This is a genomic window from Microbacterium sp. NPDC019599, assembly GCF_040632175.1.
GTDB lineage: Bacteria > Actinomycetota > Actinomycetes > Actinomycetales > Microbacteriaceae > Microbacterium.
In genome coordinates, this window is record NZ_JBEYBL010000002.1 from 483,875 (window position 1) to 498,824 (window position 14,950).

The following is a 14,950-nucleotide window of genomic DNA, read 5'->3' on the forward strand; positions in this document are numbered from 1 at the left end:
CATCGGGCCGATCAGGGACGCGGCGGGAGCGGCGGTGGGGGCGGGTACCCCTCGTAGCCGGGAGCCGACGCCGGGCCGGCGGGCTCGGACGTGGCCGGCGGATACCACGCATCCGGGTGACCCGGCGGTGGCGCGACGGGAGCCAGCGGGGCCACCGGCGCGATCGCCTGCGGCACCGACGAGGGGTATCCCGTGTAGTAGGCGTTCCAATCGGGGCTGCCGTCGGGCATGACCGGGAGCGGGGTGACGCCGTCGGCGTAGGTCGGCCAAGGCTGCAGCTGCGGCGCGGCGTAGGCGACGGCGCGCGGGTGCTTGGGTGCGAACAGCGCGTTGACGAGCGGGATGAGCGCCGTGCCGACCGCGCCGAGGATCGCGAGCGCGACGACGGCCCGCCAGTAGGGGTCGGCGTAGGTGACGTACTCCCAGAACATGAGCGGCAGGATCAGCATGATTGCGAGGATCACGACGATCGCGATCGTGATGATCGTCACAGCCCGCGTGAAGCCCGTGACGTGCCGGAGATGCGCCTTGATCAGCAGGCGCGCGTGAAGCAGGGCGAGCTGCAGGATGAGCACGATCAGCAGGTACGACGCGAATCGCCCGAATCCGCTGCCGTAGAAGTACCAGTCCTGGGTCGGCATCCAGATGAGGACCGCGCCGATGAGGAGCGTGACGACCCACGTCACCATGCTCGCCAGTGCGAACCACGGTGGGCGACGCGCGGCGAGCCGCGCGTCGAAGAGAGCGACCCCCGCGAAGGCCGCAAGCAGCAGGATAGTGAGGAAGGCGCGCCCGATGAGGTCGTTGTCGGACCCGACGAGCACCCACACGACACAGACGACGGCGGCGAGGATGAGCGCTCCGATGGCGACCCAGAGCGCGATGCGGATGAGCTTCGAGTCGGCAGTCGACTGCGGACGCTCGGGCACGGTCATTGTGGTCCCCACTCTCTCCGGGCCCCCGCCCGTACGCCCATCCTGGCACGATGGCCCGTCGCGGATGAGGGGCGGGGAAGCGACCGCTGGAGCCGCGTGCACAACGTCGCCAGATCGGACGTGATCCGGCGCGAGGAGGCGCTCCCTCGCGCCCCGACGCGGGATTGGCGACGTTGTGCACACGGCAGCAGCCGGGAACGACTGAAGGGCCTCCGCTCCGCGGGGGCCCTTCAGACATTTGGTGGCGAGTGAGGGATTCGAACCCCCGAAGTCTAAGACGGCTGATTTACAGTCAGATCCCTTTGGCCGCTTGGGTAACTCGCCATATGCGCACCCGCCCAGCTTGTTCAGTCGACCGGAGGCGCGATTAGCTATCCTACCTGCCCGCGGCGGTGGTTCGAAATCGGCGGCTTACGTGCCGATCGCGTCGAGGTCGATGTCCTCGACCGCGGAGGGCAGTCGCAGCAGCGCACCCTCGAATCGGCAGGTCGCGGCGGCGACGTCCATCGCCCGCTGGAGCACCTCTCCCCACGCGTCGGCGTCCTGCGGAGCGGACTCGAGGAGACCCGCGATCGCCGCCGCGAAGGCGGCGTCCCCCGCGCCCATCGTGTCGACGATCCGGCCCGGAAGCGACGAGATCGGGTGGGTCACGATGTCCGTCCCCGCTTCGATCGTCGCCCCTGCGGCGCCCTCCGTCGCGAGAACGGCGTCGACTCCGAGGTCGACGAGACGCGCGCGCAGGCCGTCGAGCTCTTCCCCGTAGAGGAGGTGCGCGTCGTCCTCCCCCACCTTCACCAGGGCCGCACCGGCCGCGAGCGCCTCGAAGCCGCGCACGAACTCCGCGCGGTCGGACAGCATCCCGGCTCTCGGGTTGGGGTCGATCGCGAGGCGGGTGCCCGCATCGCGGACCGCCTCGGTGAACTCGAGCGTCTGCGCGACGTCGTCGAACGGGAACCCGCTCACGGCGACGAGCGGCGCGTCGGCGATCGCGGTGCGCTCGGCCTCTCCGAATCGGATGCGGCGGGCCTTCGCCGCGTCGTTGAAGACGTACGTGGGCTCCCCGCCGGCGCTGCGGGTGCTGACGGCGCGCGACGAGCCGTGCGGCGACGCCGTCGCGATGAGCTCGACGCCGAAGTCGTGCAGATAGGCGCGGATGTGGTCGCCCGCCTCGTCGTCGCCGACCATGGCGAGCAGGGTCGTGGGAACACCGAGACGACCGAGGCCGACCGCGACGTTCAGGGCGGCTCCGCCGACGAACTCGCGCACGCCGGTGTCGTCGCGAAGCTCGTCGATGAGGGCGTCGCCGACCACGACGACGCGACCGGTCACGCGGCAGCTCCCTCGAGGACCCGCTCGACGAAGGCCTCCGTGCGGCGGCGCGTCCCGTCGATCTTGAGGTCGACACTCCCCCGCAGCTCGCTGGGCGCCAGCGGAGCCGCGAGCCGGACGTTCTCGTGGCACGAGAGGTCGCGGCAGATGTAGGTGCCGACGCTGTCGCCGTGGGTCCCGGCAACCCCGGCCTTGCGTGCCGTGAAGAGGGCGACCTGGTCGGCGGGCTGCATCGTGTGACAGAGGTTGCACATCGCCGACCTCGCGTGCGAGCTGCCCTCGGCCGCCCGCAGGACGACGCCTGTCGGCTCGCCCTCGACCTCGGCGATCAGATACGCCCGCCCCCGCGTGCGCGGGTCGCGCCACGCGAAGAAGTCGAGATGATCCCAGTCCACGAAGATGAAGTCGATGGGCAGCGCGACGAGCCTCAGCTCTTCGGGTCCGGCGTTCACGAACGTCGCGCGGATGTCGTCCTCGGTCAATGGGCGCATGGATCCTCCTCGCCGTGGAGATCCCCAGTCTACGAAAAGGCCCCGGACGCGAAAGGGCACCGGCCGCGTGTGCGCAGGTGCTCCTCCGATCGAACGGCCCTCAGGCGGTTGTGGCCGACTCGGGCTCGGCCGCCGCGTCGGGCGCGGCATCCGACTTGCGCTCGCGGATGAGGAAGCCGAAGCCGAACGCGATGAAGAACATCAGCACGCCGTAGACGGCTGCGGGCAGGCTCAGCTCGGTCGATCCGAGAACCGACAGGGCGATCACGATCGCGAGCGTCGCGTTGTGGATGCCGATCTCGAACGAGGAGGCGATGGCCTGACGGCGTCCGATGCGGAACAGACGCGGCACCAGGTAGCCGACCGTGAGGCTGATGACGCAGAACACGGTCGTGATGATCGAGAGCGTCGCGAAGTTCTCGACGAGAAGTTTCCAGTTGGACGCCACGGCGCCGCCGATCACGACCACCAGGATGATGACGGATGCGATGCGGACCGGCTTGTCCATGCGCTTCGAGAACGCCGGCCACAGGCGGCGGACGACCATGCCGAGCGCGACCGGGACGAGCACGACCGCGAACACCTCGGCGGCCTTCGCCCATTGCATGCCGAGCTGGTCGTCGAACGGGTCGAAGTAGGCGATCGCGAAGTTCGTGATGAGCGGCAGCGTCACGACGGCCACGACGGAGTTGACGGCCGTGAGCGAGATGTTGAGCGCGATGTCGCCGCGGAACAGGTGGCTGTACAGATTCGCCGTCGTCCCTCCCGGCGAAGCCGCGAGCATCATCATGCCCACGGCGAGGACGGGCGGCAGCTGGAACGCCAGCACGAGGCCGAAGCAGATGGCGGGCAGCAGCACCAGCTGGCACGCGAGTGCGATGATCACCGCCTTGGGCTGCTTCACGACCCGCGCGAAGTCCGCGAGCGTCAGGCTGAGACCCAGGCCGAACATGATGATGCCGAGGGCGATGGGCAGTGCAATGGTGGTCAACGTCGATCCCATGGCACTCAGTGTGCACGACCGTGGGACTCAGTCCCATCAGCCGTCCACAGGCGACACGCCGTCACACGACGGAACGGGATGCTGCGACCCAGCCGAGGCGCCGCGCGACAGCATCCGCCGCCTCGGTCGGGAAGTCGTCCCACCCCGGCTCGAATGCGCGCAGGAGGTCGAACACGTCGCGCGCGCACTCCTCGACGGGCTTGGCCTGAGCATCCGCGAGCCGGGCGGCCAGTTCGTGGAAGTCCTGCTCGAAGCGCCGCATGGGGTCGATCGTGTCGCGTGCGGTCGACACCCGCCCCGGAGCGCGCCCGCGCGCGACCCGGACGAGGAGGCGCACCGCCCAGCTGCGCACGAACTCGCCCGCGTTGAGCACTTCGCCGCGGCGCGCGCGACCGACGCCGATGAGGAGCTTCACGAGGACCAGGCGCGCGTCGTTGGCCGGGTCGAACTCATCGCCGGCCGCCGCGCGGGCTCGCGATTCGGCGACGAGTCGAGACACCGTGCCGTCGGCGTCGTCCACGGCGATGGTCGCCTCTCCGGCAAGCGCCTCGGCGAGCTCACCCGCGTCGGCGACCGCGAACTCGAAGACGTGGCCGTCGTCGTACACGACGGCGAAGCCCAGCTCGCCCTCGCGGGCGGTCAGCACGACCCGGTCGGCGTCGGGCAGCCACGACAGGTCGGGGCGCAGCATCCGTCCCTCTCCGTCGCGGGTGATCGCGAAGAAGTCGTGATCCGACCACTCGTCGCGGCGCACTGCCGCAGCGTCTGAAGCGGACCCCAGGAGCGCGATGCCGGCGAACTCCGGCCGTTGGCGCACTCCGCGGGCGAGGCCCTCGCTCAGCTCCTCGAAGCGCTCAGCGCTCACCATTCGTGCGACTCCCTCCGAAGGGCGGATACCGCGACTCGCGACATCCGCTCCCCCATTGTCTTCTCAGCCCTTCGTTGCGCCGGCCGTCAGACCGCCCACGATGTACCGCTGCAGGAAAAGGAACAGGATGACGACGGGGATCGCCGCCATGACGGCGCCCGCCGAGAACGCCGACCAGTCCGCGTAGCGCGGATTGGACACGAGCTTCGTGAGGCCGACGACGAGCGTCTGCTTCTCGGGGTCGATGAGCATGATGCTCGCGATGACGTACTCGTTGACGATGCCGATGAACGACAGGAGTCCGACGACGGCGAGGATCGGCGCGACCAGCCGCAGGATGATCGTGAAGAAGATGCGCGCATGACCGGCGCCGTCGATCTTCGCGGCCTCGTCCAGCTCCTTCGGGATCGTGTTGAAGAATCCGTACATGAGGTAGGTGTTCACGCCGAGCGCGCCGCCCAGGTAGATCAGGATGAGGCCGCTCAGGGTGTTGAGGCCGATCGCCGGGAACCAGTCCCCGATCGCGCTCATCATGAGGAAGATCGCGACGACGGCGAGCAGCTGCGGGAACATCTGCACGACGACGATCGTGATGAGGCCGACGCGGCGGCCCGCGAAGCGCATGCGCGAGAACGCGTACGCGGCGAGCGCGCCGATGAACACCATCGTGAACCCCGTGACGCTCGCCACGATGATCGTGTTGAGGAACCACATGGGATACGGAATCTGCGGATCGGTCAGCATGCGCACGTAGCTGTCGAGGCCGATCGACGAGAACAGCTGGTTGGTGCCCGTCAGGGTGCCGTGCGGATTGAGCGACGCCGACACGACGTACAGGATCGGGAACACCGCGAAGACGCAGACCACGATCGCGACGATGTGCCGCCAGCCGGTGGACGAGAACCAGCGGCCGAACGTGCGGCGCTTGGCCGGCCGCTCATGGTCGGTCCAGGCGAGTCCCGAGACCTCGGTCTCGAACTGCTCGGCCGTGCCGCCGGCGAACACGGCGAGCGTCGTGTTCTGCCCGACGGACTTCCGGGGTTGGGTGAGGCGGTCCTCGGTCATGTCAGTTCAACTCCTCGAGGGCCTTGGTCTTGCGGAAGCTGATGATCGCCATGACGGTCACGACGATGAAGATCAGGATCGTGAAGGCGGACGCGAGGCCGTAGTCGCGGTTCTGCCCCGTGAATGCGACCTTGTAGACCATCGAGATCAGGATGTCGGTGTGCCCGACGGGGATCGACACGTCGGAGAACCGCGGCCCGCCGTTAGTCAGCATGTAGATGAGGTTGAAGTTGTTGAAGTTGAACGCGAACGACGCGATGAGCAGCGGCGTCACAGTCACAAGCAGGAGCGGCAGCTTGATGCGCCGGAAGATCTGCCACGGATTCGCGCCGTCCATGACGGCCGCCTCGTTGACGTCCTCGGGGATGCCCTGGAGGGCGCCCATGCACACGATGAACATGTAGGGGAAGCCCAGCCAGAGGTTCACGATGAGCACGGAGATCTTGGCGAGCCACGGATCGGTGAGCCACGGGATCTCGGCGCCGCCCAGCAGCACCTGGTTGATGAAGCCGAAGCTCTCGTTCATCATGCCCGCCCAGATGAGGGCGGACAGGAACGCGGGGAACGCGTACGGGAGGATCAGCATCGTGCGGTAGCCGTTGCGGAAGCGCATGCGCTTGTCGTTGAAGACGACGGCGAGCAGGAGCCCGAGGAAGAACGTCGAGGCGACCGAGACGGCGGCGAAGACGAAGGTCCAGAGCGTCACGGCGACCAGCGGGCCGCGGATCGTGGCATCGGTGAGGGCCCGCACGAAGTTGTCGAAGCCGACGAAGACCTGCCATCCGGGCATGAGCTGCTCGCCGGACTCCGACGTGAAGGCGCCCTCGCCCGTGTCTGCGTAGACGGTGCCGGTCGCAGTGTCGGTCATCGTGTCGGCGACGGCGTCGTACTCGAGCGTCGAAACGTACTGGTACCCCTTCTGGCCGTCCTGCGTTCGGATCGCACCGTCGTTGGGGTCGTCGCTGATGGCGACCGCGAGCTGTTCGACGTCGTTGCTGCGGCTGAGCACCTCGGCGAATGTCAGCGTGTCCCAGCCGTCGACCGCGACGGCCTTGCCGCCGTCCATCGTGACGCCGTCCGCGGGATGCAGGGGCTCGGTGTTCGTTCCGAGGCTCACGTCGCCGTCGGTCGGGTCGGTCACGAGCAGGCCGAGGACCCCGACTCGCTCGACGACCGCGACGTCGAAGGTCGGCGAGTCCTCGACGCGCACGAGCGAGGAGCGCATGAGCGAGGCGATCGCCTGGTCCTTGGACCCGTTGTGGCCCGTGCCGTAGTTGGTGAAGCCGATGTACGCCGTGTAGAGGAGCGTGAAGATCTGGAAGAGGACGAGGAGGATGATGCCCGGCGTGAGGTACTTCGCCGGCACGGTCCGGCGCGAGAAGTAGATCCAGTTGACGAGCGCCGTCACGGCGACCACGAGCGCCAGGACGAGCCACTCGCTGTGCAGCGAGAGCACGATCGCGGCGTACAGCGCGATCGCGTCGACGATCGCGAGCAGCGCGATCTTGACGATGAGCCAGCCGGTCCGGCCGGATGCGGCATCCGCGATCTTCGCCGCCTGCCGCTGCTTCTTGGTGGGCGGCGCCTCCTGCTCGGTGGGCGCCTCGATGGTGTCGGTCATGCGTCGTCCTCGTCGTAGGGCCGACCGGGGCGGATGCGACAGCATCCACCCCGGTCGGTGTCGCGGCCCGGCGGCCGCGGCGGGTGCTACTGGATGGCGGCCGTCACGTCGTCGACGAGCTTCTGCCACGTCGTCGTCGGGTCGGCGCCGTTGATGATCGCAGCCTCGGCCACGCCCCAGAACGACCAGACCGAGCCCATCTGCGGGATGGCGGGCATCGGGACTGCCTCGGCGCCGACGGCCTGGAAGCCGGCGATGATCGGGTCGCTCGCGGCGGTGTCGGCAGCCGCGGTGAGGGCCGGGAGGACATGGCCGGCCTCGAACAGCTCGAGCTGGACGTCCTCGGTGCCGATGTAGTTGACGAGGAAGTCGTTCGCGGCGACCTTGTTGTCGGACTCGGAGCTCACGAAGAAGCCCTTGACGCCGGCGAAGGGCGAAGCCGCCTCACCCGTGGGGCTCGGGACCGTGTCGATCGCGACGTTGATGCCGGCGTCGACGGCCGAGCCCACGTTCCACGGGCCGGTGAGCCAGAAGGCCGCCTCGCCCGCGAGGAACTTGTCCTTCGCGATCTGGCCGTCGATGTCGGTGTTGAAGTTGCCGGCCGCGCCCTGCGCGCCGAGCCACGTCGCGAACTCGAAGCCGCCCTCGCTGCCCAGCTGCAGGTCGGTCGGGTCGTAGTTGCCCTCGGCGTCGGTGCCGAACACGGGCGCGCCGAACGCCGTCTGGAACGGGTACAGGTGGTAGGGGTTGCCCTCGGCGCCCTGCTCGACGACGAACGGCGTCGTGAGGCCGGCAGCCTGGCCCTTCGCGATCATGTCGTCGAAGCTCGTGGCGGGCTCGGCGATGATGTCGGCGTTGCGGAGCACGGCGATGTTCTCGACGGCGTACGGGAGCATGTAGCTCGTGCCGTCGTAGGTGGAGGCCTGCAGCGCGACGGGCAGGTAGTCGCCGGCGGTGTCGCCGAGCTCGATGGGGGCGATGACGCCGTTGGTGGACAGCTCGCCGAGCCAGTCGTGCGCGCCCATGACGACGTCGGGACCCTTGCCCGTCGGCGCCTGCTGGATGAAGTCGTCCTTGATCGTGCTGACGTCCTTGCCGACCAGCTCGACCGTGACGCCGGTCTTGTCGGCGTACGCGTCGGCGGCCCCCTGCAGCGCGTCCACGCGCTCGGAGTCCACCCAGACGGTCAGGGTCGTTGCGGCCGCGTCGGTCGCCTCGGGCTCGGCCGCGCCGTTGCCCGCGCAGCCTGCGAGCACGATCGACGTCGCAGCGAGCGCGCCGACGGCGATCCAGCTCTTCTTGTTCACCTTCATCGGTGCAGTGCCTCTCTTCGGAGTGGTCGGCGGCGTTGCCGATTCGCAACACCGCGAGACTGAGCTCATGCTTGCCGGGATGCAAGCGCTTACATTGTTATCACGCACCGCTCGTTGCGCAAGTCGAAGATCCGCGATTCGATACCGGTTCGTGACCAAGATGGAGAGCGTAAGCGCTTTCATATCGATTCGAATGCAATCGCTTACACGGGATGCTCTCCTCCGAGGTGGAGGCTTGGCGCGACTAGACTCCCGCCATGGCTGATTCTTCGTTCGACATCGTCAGCAAGGTCGACCACCAGGAGGCCGACAACGCGCTGAACCAGGCCCGCAAGGAGGTCGAGCAGCGCTACGACTTCAAGGGCACGGGCGCCTCGATCGAGTGGAGCGGCGAGGCCGTGCTCATCAAGGCGAACTCCGAGGAGCGCGCGAAGGCAGTCCTGGACGTCTTCCAGTCCAAGCTGATCAAGCGCGGCATCTCGCTCAAGTCGCTCGAGTCCGGCGAGCCGGTTGCCAGCGGCAAGGAGTACCGCATCACCTCGACGATCAAGGACGGCATCTCGTCCGAGAACGCGAAGAAGATCAGCAAGATCATCCGCGACGAGGGCCCGAAGTCGGTCAAGTCGCAGATCCAGGGCGACGAACTGCGCGTGCAGTCGAAGTCGCGCGACGACCTTCAGGAGGTGCAGCGGCTCCTGAAGGCGGCCGACCTCGAGGTCGACCTGCAGTTCGTCAACTACCGGTAGGCGGCGGGGCTCTCCGGTCTCCCCCGCTGCTCGGCGGGTGCCGGCCTGAGCCGCGATCCGGGGGCTTGCCCCCTGTGCTGCGGCGCGCCCGGTTCCTACGCTTGGCGACATCCCCCGTCATTCCAGGGAGGTCGCCATGCGCACCGTTCACACCTTCGCCGCACTCGGGGTCGCGGCATCCGCTCTCGCGCTTACGGGATGCGTCCCGTTCGTCCCGACGGGCCCCGTGAAGTCGGAGGATCGCGCGATCGACGCGGTCACGACCGTCGTGCTCGACGGGTCGGGCGAGCTCACGATCTCGGAGGGCGAGCCGAGCCTCGTCGTGACCGCTCCCGAGGACGCACTCGACCGGATCACGACCGACGTCGAGGGCGATCGCCTCGTGCTCGGCGAGGAGTCCGGCTTCAGCTTCGGCATGACGAGGGTCACGTACGAGCTGACTCTTCCCGACCTCGAGACGATCGAGCTCACCGGCTCGGGCGATGTGGAGTCGACCGTCTCGGCAGCCGGCACCGTCCGCCTGGATCTCGAGGGCTCGGGCGACGTCGAATGGTCGGACCTCGAGGCCGATCGCGTCGAGATCCGCCTCTCCGGGTCGGGCGAGGTGACAGTCACCGGCGAAACGGGCGAGCTCGACATCGAGCTGGACGGCAGCGGCAGCGTCGACGCGGAGGACCTTCGGGCGACGGATGCCGTCGTCTCGGTCGGCGGATCGGGCGACGTGGATGTCGCGGCCGAGGAGAGCCTCGACGTCGACGTGTCGGGAAGCGGCCGTGTGACCTACTCGGGCAACCCGTCCGTCAACTCGAACGTCTCGGGCTCGGGCGAAGTCGTGCAGCGCTGATCGGCGGCCGCAGACGCCGACGACGGCGTCTTCACGGCTGTCCTGCGGTTCTCGGCCAGGAGTCCCCCAGGCCGCCGCGCTACGGTGAGCCGGAACCCGACACTGGAGAGCGACGTGACCGACGACTCTGTTCTCGGCCTCGCCCTCGGTGGCGGAGGCGCGTTCGGCGCGGCGCACGTGGGGGTCCTGCAGGTGCTGCAGGAACGAGGCATTCGTCCCGGCATCGCGACCGGCACGTCATCCGGTGCGCTCCTCGCCGCGGCCTACGCGGCCGGGCACGAGGCCGATGAGATCGAAGCCGCCGCGCGCACCTTCCGCTGGAGCCACATCGCGCGCTGGTCGCTGCGCCCCCGCTGGGGCCTCCTCGACACGCACGCCGTGACGGATGCCGTCCACCGACTGCTCGGCGAGGATCCGCTCATCGAGCACCTGCCGCGCCGCTTCGGCGCGTTCGCGACCGACCTGCGCACGCGGCGCGGCGTGCTCCTCGACTCGGGCCGGCTCAGCGTCGCGCTGCGTTCGACGATCGCCGTCCCCGCCCTCCTTCCGCCCGTGCGCCACGGCGACATGCTGCTGGCCGACGGCGGGATGATCGACAACGTGCCCGTCGGTGCGGCGCGCAAGCTCGGCGCCGCCCGCGTCATCGTCGTGCGCCTCCACGCCAAGTGGGAGAACGTGCGCATGATGCGCACCCTCACCCGCACGGCCGATCTCGTGAACGACCCCTCCGTCATCCTCGTGCAGCCCGAGATGGAGCGCATGGCGCAGTGGACGATGACCGACGTCCCCCGGCTCATCGCCGAGGGTCGCCGTGCCGCGACGGAGGCGCTGGATGCTGCCGCCCTGCGTGGAGCGCCGGCGCTGAGCAGCGTCGCCTGAGGCGGCCCCGCCCCCGCGGCGAGGTCTCTTGCAGCGTGCCGACTCGCTCGGGAGGATGAGGGCGTCGACGATGACGGGAGGCTGCTCATGGCCGGGAAGTACGAGCTCTACAAGGACGCAGGCGGCAAGTTCCGGTTCCGCCTGAAGGCGTCGAACGGTCAGGTCATCGCCTCGTCCGAGGCGTACGAGTCGAAGGCGTCCGCGCAGAACGGCATCGCGTCGGTCAAGGCGAACGCCGACTCGCAGACCGTCGACCTCACCTGAACCCGGGGAGCAGCATCCGGTCCCACCCCGCCGCCGTCCGGACCTGCCCTACCGCGGAGGGCAGATATGTGCGGCTGGGCCGGCGTGTCGCGCACATTCCTGCCCGCTCGCGGCCGGAGCAGGCAGGGGCAGTCGGGAGAGGGCGCGGACCAGGCGGCGGAATGATGGCGGGCCCCCGGACGCCGTCCGAGAGCCCGCCGTCCCCCCACCCCCAGGTCAGCTGCTGACGGTCTTGATCGCGCCCGTGCGACGGCGGAGCTCGTCCGCCACGGCGACCGCGTCATCCGAAGGGGCGTCCGACTGCTTGTCGGGACGCGCGATCAGCAGGTAGGCCAGACCGATCACGACGACCACGGCGAGGCCGAGCAGCACGATCCAGTCCGTGAAGAAGACACCCGACGAACCGGGCGTCGCGAGCAGCACCATCGCGAAGATCCCGTACGCGAGCGCGAGGACGTTCACGACGAAGCCCCACGCGCCGAGCGAGAAGGGCCCCGCCGGCCGCCAGCCGCGAAGGCGCTGTCGAAGCGCCCCGAGCACGACCATCTGGAACGCGACGTAGATGCCGAGCACGGCGAACGACGTCACGGCGACGAGCAGGTCGGCGTTGAGCCACACGAGCACCGCGATGATCGCGGGGATCGTGCACGACACGATGAGCGCGTTCGTCGGCACCTTGCTGCGCGGCGAGACGCGCGACAGCCAACGGTGGCCGGGCAGCATCCCGTCCCGCCCGAACGAGAAGAGCAGTCGGCTCGCAGCCGCCTGGAGGCTCAGGACGCAGGAGAGGAACGCCGTCACGGCGATGACGAGGAAGATCTTCGCCCCGACGGGACCGAGCGTCGCCTCGAGGATGCCCGGGATCGGATCGGCGTCCTCGCCGTTCACGATCTCCTGGAGGTTGGGCGCCGCGAGCACGTAACCGCCGAACGAGAACAGCGCCGAGACACCGCCCACGAGGATGGTCAGGATCATCGCGCGGGGGACGCGACGCGCCGGCTGCGAGACCTCCTCGGCGACGTCGCCGCACGCCTCGAAGCCGTAGAAGAGGAAGAGACCTGCCAGCGCGGCACCGAAGAACGCCGTCGCATAGCCGCCGTCGCCCTCGACACCCATCGTGTCGAAGAACACGCTGAACTCCTGCTTGCGCTGGAAGATGAGCAGGTACAGGCCCACGCCGATCACGCCGACGAGCTCGGCCGCCAGGCCGATGCGCGCGACGCGTGCGAGCCACCGCGTTCCCGAGAAGTTGATGCCCAGTGCCACGAGCAGGAGCGCGAGGGTGAGGACCAGCGTCGTCGTCGGAGTCGCCTCGACGCCGAAGAGGCTCGCGGTGAAGCCCGAGCCGTACTCGGCGACCGCCGTGATCGTCACGATCATCGCCCAGATGTAGACCCACGCGGCCATCCACGCGTAGCGGCGGCCCCACAGCCGGCGCGCCCACGGGTAGATGCCGCCGTGGATCGGATACTGCGACACGACCTCGCCGAACACGAGCGAGACGAGCAGCTGGCCGGCGCCGACGATGACGATCCACCAGATCGAGGGCGGCCCGCCGACGCTCAGCGCGAGCGCGAACAGCGAGTACACGCCGACGAGCGGCGAGAGGTAGGTGAATCCGAGGGCGAAGTTCGCCCACAGGCTCATGGACCGATTGAACGTGTCGTCGTAGCCGAGCACCTGCAGGTGCTCGCCGTCGTCGAGAGCCGCCGGCTTCGCGGGGTCGTCCGTCATGTCTGCCTTTCGATCGTCATTGAACGAAGAGATGGATGCCGAGATTCGGCGCTCGGGCGGCGCCGCAGAAACGCTACGTCCCGGTGACGGCAACACCTATGGCACGAGCGCACAGCCTCGCGACTCGGGCTTGTGCGCTCGGGACAGGGTCAGTCGGCGCGCGGTCGCCGGCTCGCGGTTGTCGTTCGTTCGGGGTGTGCGCGGGTCAGTCGGCGCGGTCGCGCAAGGCGATCCACAGCTCCGCCGCGAGATCCGGGTCGTCGAGATCGAGGCCGAGCGTCTCGCGTGCCGTGCGGACGCGAGCGCGCACGGTGTTGCGGTGCACGCCGAGCTCACGCGCCGCATGCTCCCAGCTGCCGCGGTGACGCAGATAGCTGCGGACGGCGGGGATGAGCGGCGCCCGCGTGTACCGCTCGAGTGCGTCGGCCGCGGCATCCCCTCTCGTCGTGTCGCCCGTGTCGGCGGCCGGCAGGATCGTGCCGGTCGGCGCGCGCCGGGCGGTCCGCAGCGCGAGCGCGGTCGTCGCGCGCAGGCTGCCCGGCGGGACGGGTCCGCTGAGGGCGCCGGCGAGCGCGTGCTCGGTGTCGTCGTGATCGGGATGCCGCACCTCGGCGTCCGCGCCGTCGTCGGGGCCTGCGGACAGAAGCGCGACGAGGAAGCCGTCGACCGTCGTGGCGAGGACGGGCCGCGAGCTCGCGGCGGCCGCCGCAGGCACGAGGCCGCGCCGCACGAGCTCGGCGAGCGCCGTCTCGGCCCGGACGGCGCGACTCGCCTCGAACTCTCCGTCGGCGGGCGGGACCGCGACGAGGACCCGAAGCGCCGCCGGCACGGGACGGGCGCCCGATGCGGCCGCGAGCGCCTGCGCGGCCGTGACCTCGTCGGCGATGAGCAGGCCCGCGAGCGCCGCGTGGGTCGCCTCCTCGGCGGCCCGCGTGCCGCCCGCGAGGCTCGCGCGCAGGCTCAGCGCGGCGGTCGCGGTCAGGATGAGCTGCCGATCGGTCGGCGAGATCCGGCGGGTCGTGCCGACGACGAAGGCGCCCGCCGCACGGTCGCCGTCGCCGATCGGATACGCGCTCACATCGAATCCGTGCAGCGGGAAGGTCGCCGATCCCACATCGCCTCGCTGCGAGAAGCGGCGCAGCTCGGTCGCGAGGGCGGGGAGGACGCCCGCGGCGCTGGCGGGCCAGATCGAGGGCTCCGAGCCGTCGAACGGGAACGTGACGGCCCAACTGCCGAGCGCCTGCGCCACGAGGCGCGCGACACCGGCGCCGCCGTCGGGTCCGGCCGCTTCCCGCACGACCGACGTCTGGGTGCCGATCTGCCGCACGAGCCCTGCCTGCCCCTCGGCGGCGACGAGGTCCCAGTACCCCGTCGTGACCGTGCGGAACGCATGCTCGGCAGGAACGACGAGGAGCGGCATCCCGCTCTCCTGGCAGGCTTCGCGCAGGGCCGGCGGCGTGTCTGCGTGGATCGGGCCGAGACCCAGCACGAGCGCCCGCACGCCGCGCGCCGCGAGCCGCACGACGTAGTCGTGGACCGCCCCGGCGGCGCCCGTCACGGGCATGCCCGTGGTCAGGAGGAGCTCCCCGCCCTCCAGGTAGGGGGTGGGGTCGGGCAGCTCCGAGATGTGGACTCCGGTCAGCTCGACGCCGCCGAACGCCGTCGGCCCGATGGGGACGAGGGCGGGGGCGACGGCGGCCGTGAGCTGTCCGAGGGAAACCATCGCGGGACTCCGTTGTGTGTGCGCCGGGGATACTCAAGAGCGTGGGTTGTGCGCTGGCTACAGGTTAGTCGCCTGCTCGAGCTCGTACAGTGAGAGCGAACCCCGCGCGGCACGGCATCCCGTGCCGTCAGCAAA

At 69.7% G+C, this 14,950-nt stretch carries 14 protein-coding genes and 1 tRNA gene; 4 read left to right on the forward strand and 11 right to left on the reverse strand.

Annotated elements, in window-relative coordinates; all coding sequences use genetic code 11:
* Positions 1–11: 11 nt before the first annotated feature.
* The 9 genes from ABZ477_RS05665 to ABZ477_RS05705 all read right to left on the reverse strand — a co-directional run bounded on the left by ABZ477_RS05665 (position 12) and on the right by ABZ477_RS05705 (position 8,625).
* The gene (locus ABZ477_RS05665) at positions 12–935 is read right to left on the reverse strand and encodes a hypothetical protein (RefSeq protein ID WP_360129162.1); all 924 of its coding nucleotides are present in this window, start codon (positions 933–935) and stop codon (positions 12–14) included.
* Positions 936–1,174: 239 nt separating this feature from the next.
* Positions 1,175–1,259: transfer RNA gene (locus tag ABZ477_RS05670), tRNA-Tyr, on the reverse strand.
* Between the two features lie 87 nt (positions 1,260–1,346).
* Entirely contained in the window at positions 1,347–2,264 is a 918-nt protein-coding gene (locus ABZ477_RS05675) for a PfkB family carbohydrate kinase (protein WP_360129164.1), read from the reverse strand.
* Positions 2,261–2,755, reverse strand: coding sequence for an FBP domain-containing protein (locus tag ABZ477_RS05680; RefSeq protein WP_360129167.1), 495 nt, complete (start codon positions 2,753–2,755; stop codon positions 2,261–2,263). Before ABZ477_RS05680 ends, ABZ477_RS05675 begins: the two co-directional genes overlap by 4 nt.
* Positions 2,756–2,855: 100 nt before the next feature.
* Positions 2,856–3,746, reverse strand: a complete 891-nt coding sequence (locus tag ABZ477_RS05685) for a bile acid:sodium symporter family protein (protein WP_360129170.1) — start codon at positions 3,744–3,746, stop codon at positions 2,856–2,858.
* A 73-nt stretch (positions 3,747–3,819) separates the two neighbouring features.
* Positions 3,820–4,626, reverse strand: a complete 807-nt coding sequence (locus ABZ477_RS05690; protein ID WP_360129173.1) for a hypothetical protein — start codon at positions 4,624–4,626, stop codon at positions 3,820–3,822.
* Between the two features lie 63 nt (positions 4,627–4,689).
* Positions 4,690–5,691, reverse strand: a complete 1,002-nt coding sequence (locus tag ABZ477_RS05695; protein WP_360129176.1) for a sugar ABC transporter permease — start codon at positions 5,689–5,691, stop codon at positions 4,690–4,692.
* Position 5,692: 1 nt separating this feature from the next.
* Complete coding sequence (locus tag ABZ477_RS05700; RefSeq protein WP_360129179.1) at positions 5,693–7,312, reverse strand: ABC transporter permease subunit; 1,620 nt, start codon at positions 7,310–7,312, stop codon at positions 5,693–5,695.
* Positions 7,313–7,398: 86 nt separating this feature from the next.
* The gene (locus ABZ477_RS05705) at positions 7,399–8,625 is read right to left on the reverse strand and encodes an extracellular solute-binding protein (protein ID WP_360129182.1); all 1,227 of its coding nucleotides are present in this window, start codon (positions 8,623–8,625) and stop codon (positions 7,399–7,401) included.
* Between the two features lie 257 nt (positions 8,626–8,882).
* Here ABZ477_RS05705 and ABZ477_RS05710 point away from each other — a divergent pair, with 257 nt between their 5' ends.
* From ABZ477_RS05710 to ABZ477_RS05725, 4 genes are all read left to right on the forward strand, one after another.
* Positions 8,883–9,371, forward strand: a complete 489-nt coding sequence (locus ABZ477_RS05710) for a YajQ family cyclic di-GMP-binding protein (RefSeq protein ID WP_360129185.1) — start codon at positions 8,883–8,885, stop codon at positions 9,369–9,371.
* A gap of 136 nt (positions 9,372–9,507) precedes the next feature.
* Positions 9,508–10,215 carry a head GIN domain-containing protein gene (locus ABZ477_RS05715; protein WP_360129188.1) on the forward strand — a complete coding sequence of 236 codons (708 nt, stop codon included), beginning with the start codon at positions 9,508–9,510 and terminating at the stop codon, positions 10,213–10,215.
* A 114-nt stretch (positions 10,216–10,329) separates the two neighbouring features.
* Positions 10,330–11,094: a patatin-like phospholipase family protein gene (locus tag ABZ477_RS05720; RefSeq protein WP_360129191.1), complete on the forward strand. Its 765-nt coding sequence runs from the start codon at positions 10,330–10,332 to the stop codon at positions 11,092–11,094.
* Positions 11,095–11,181: 87 nt separating this feature from the next.
* Positions 11,182–11,358, forward strand: a complete 177-nt coding sequence (locus ABZ477_RS05725; protein ID WP_360129194.1) for a DUF1508 domain-containing protein — start codon at positions 11,182–11,184, stop codon at positions 11,356–11,358.
* Positions 11,359–11,574: 216 nt separating this feature from the next.
* On the opposite strand, the gene ABZ477_RS05730 is transcribed toward ABZ477_RS05725, so the two are convergent.
* Together ABZ477_RS05730 and ABZ477_RS05735 are read right to left on the reverse strand one after the other, a co-directional pair.
* On the reverse strand, positions 11,575–13,092 hold the full coding sequence (locus ABZ477_RS05730; RefSeq protein WP_360129197.1) for an amino acid permease: 1,518 nt from the start codon (positions 13,090–13,092) through the stop codon (positions 11,575–11,577).
* 205 nt (positions 13,093–13,297) lie between these two features.
* The gene (locus tag ABZ477_RS05735; protein ID WP_360129200.1) at positions 13,298–14,815 is read right to left on the reverse strand and encodes a PucR family transcriptional regulator; all 1,518 of its coding nucleotides are present in this window, start codon (positions 14,813–14,815) and stop codon (positions 13,298–13,300) included.
* Positions 14,816–14,950: the final 135 nt, after the last annotated feature.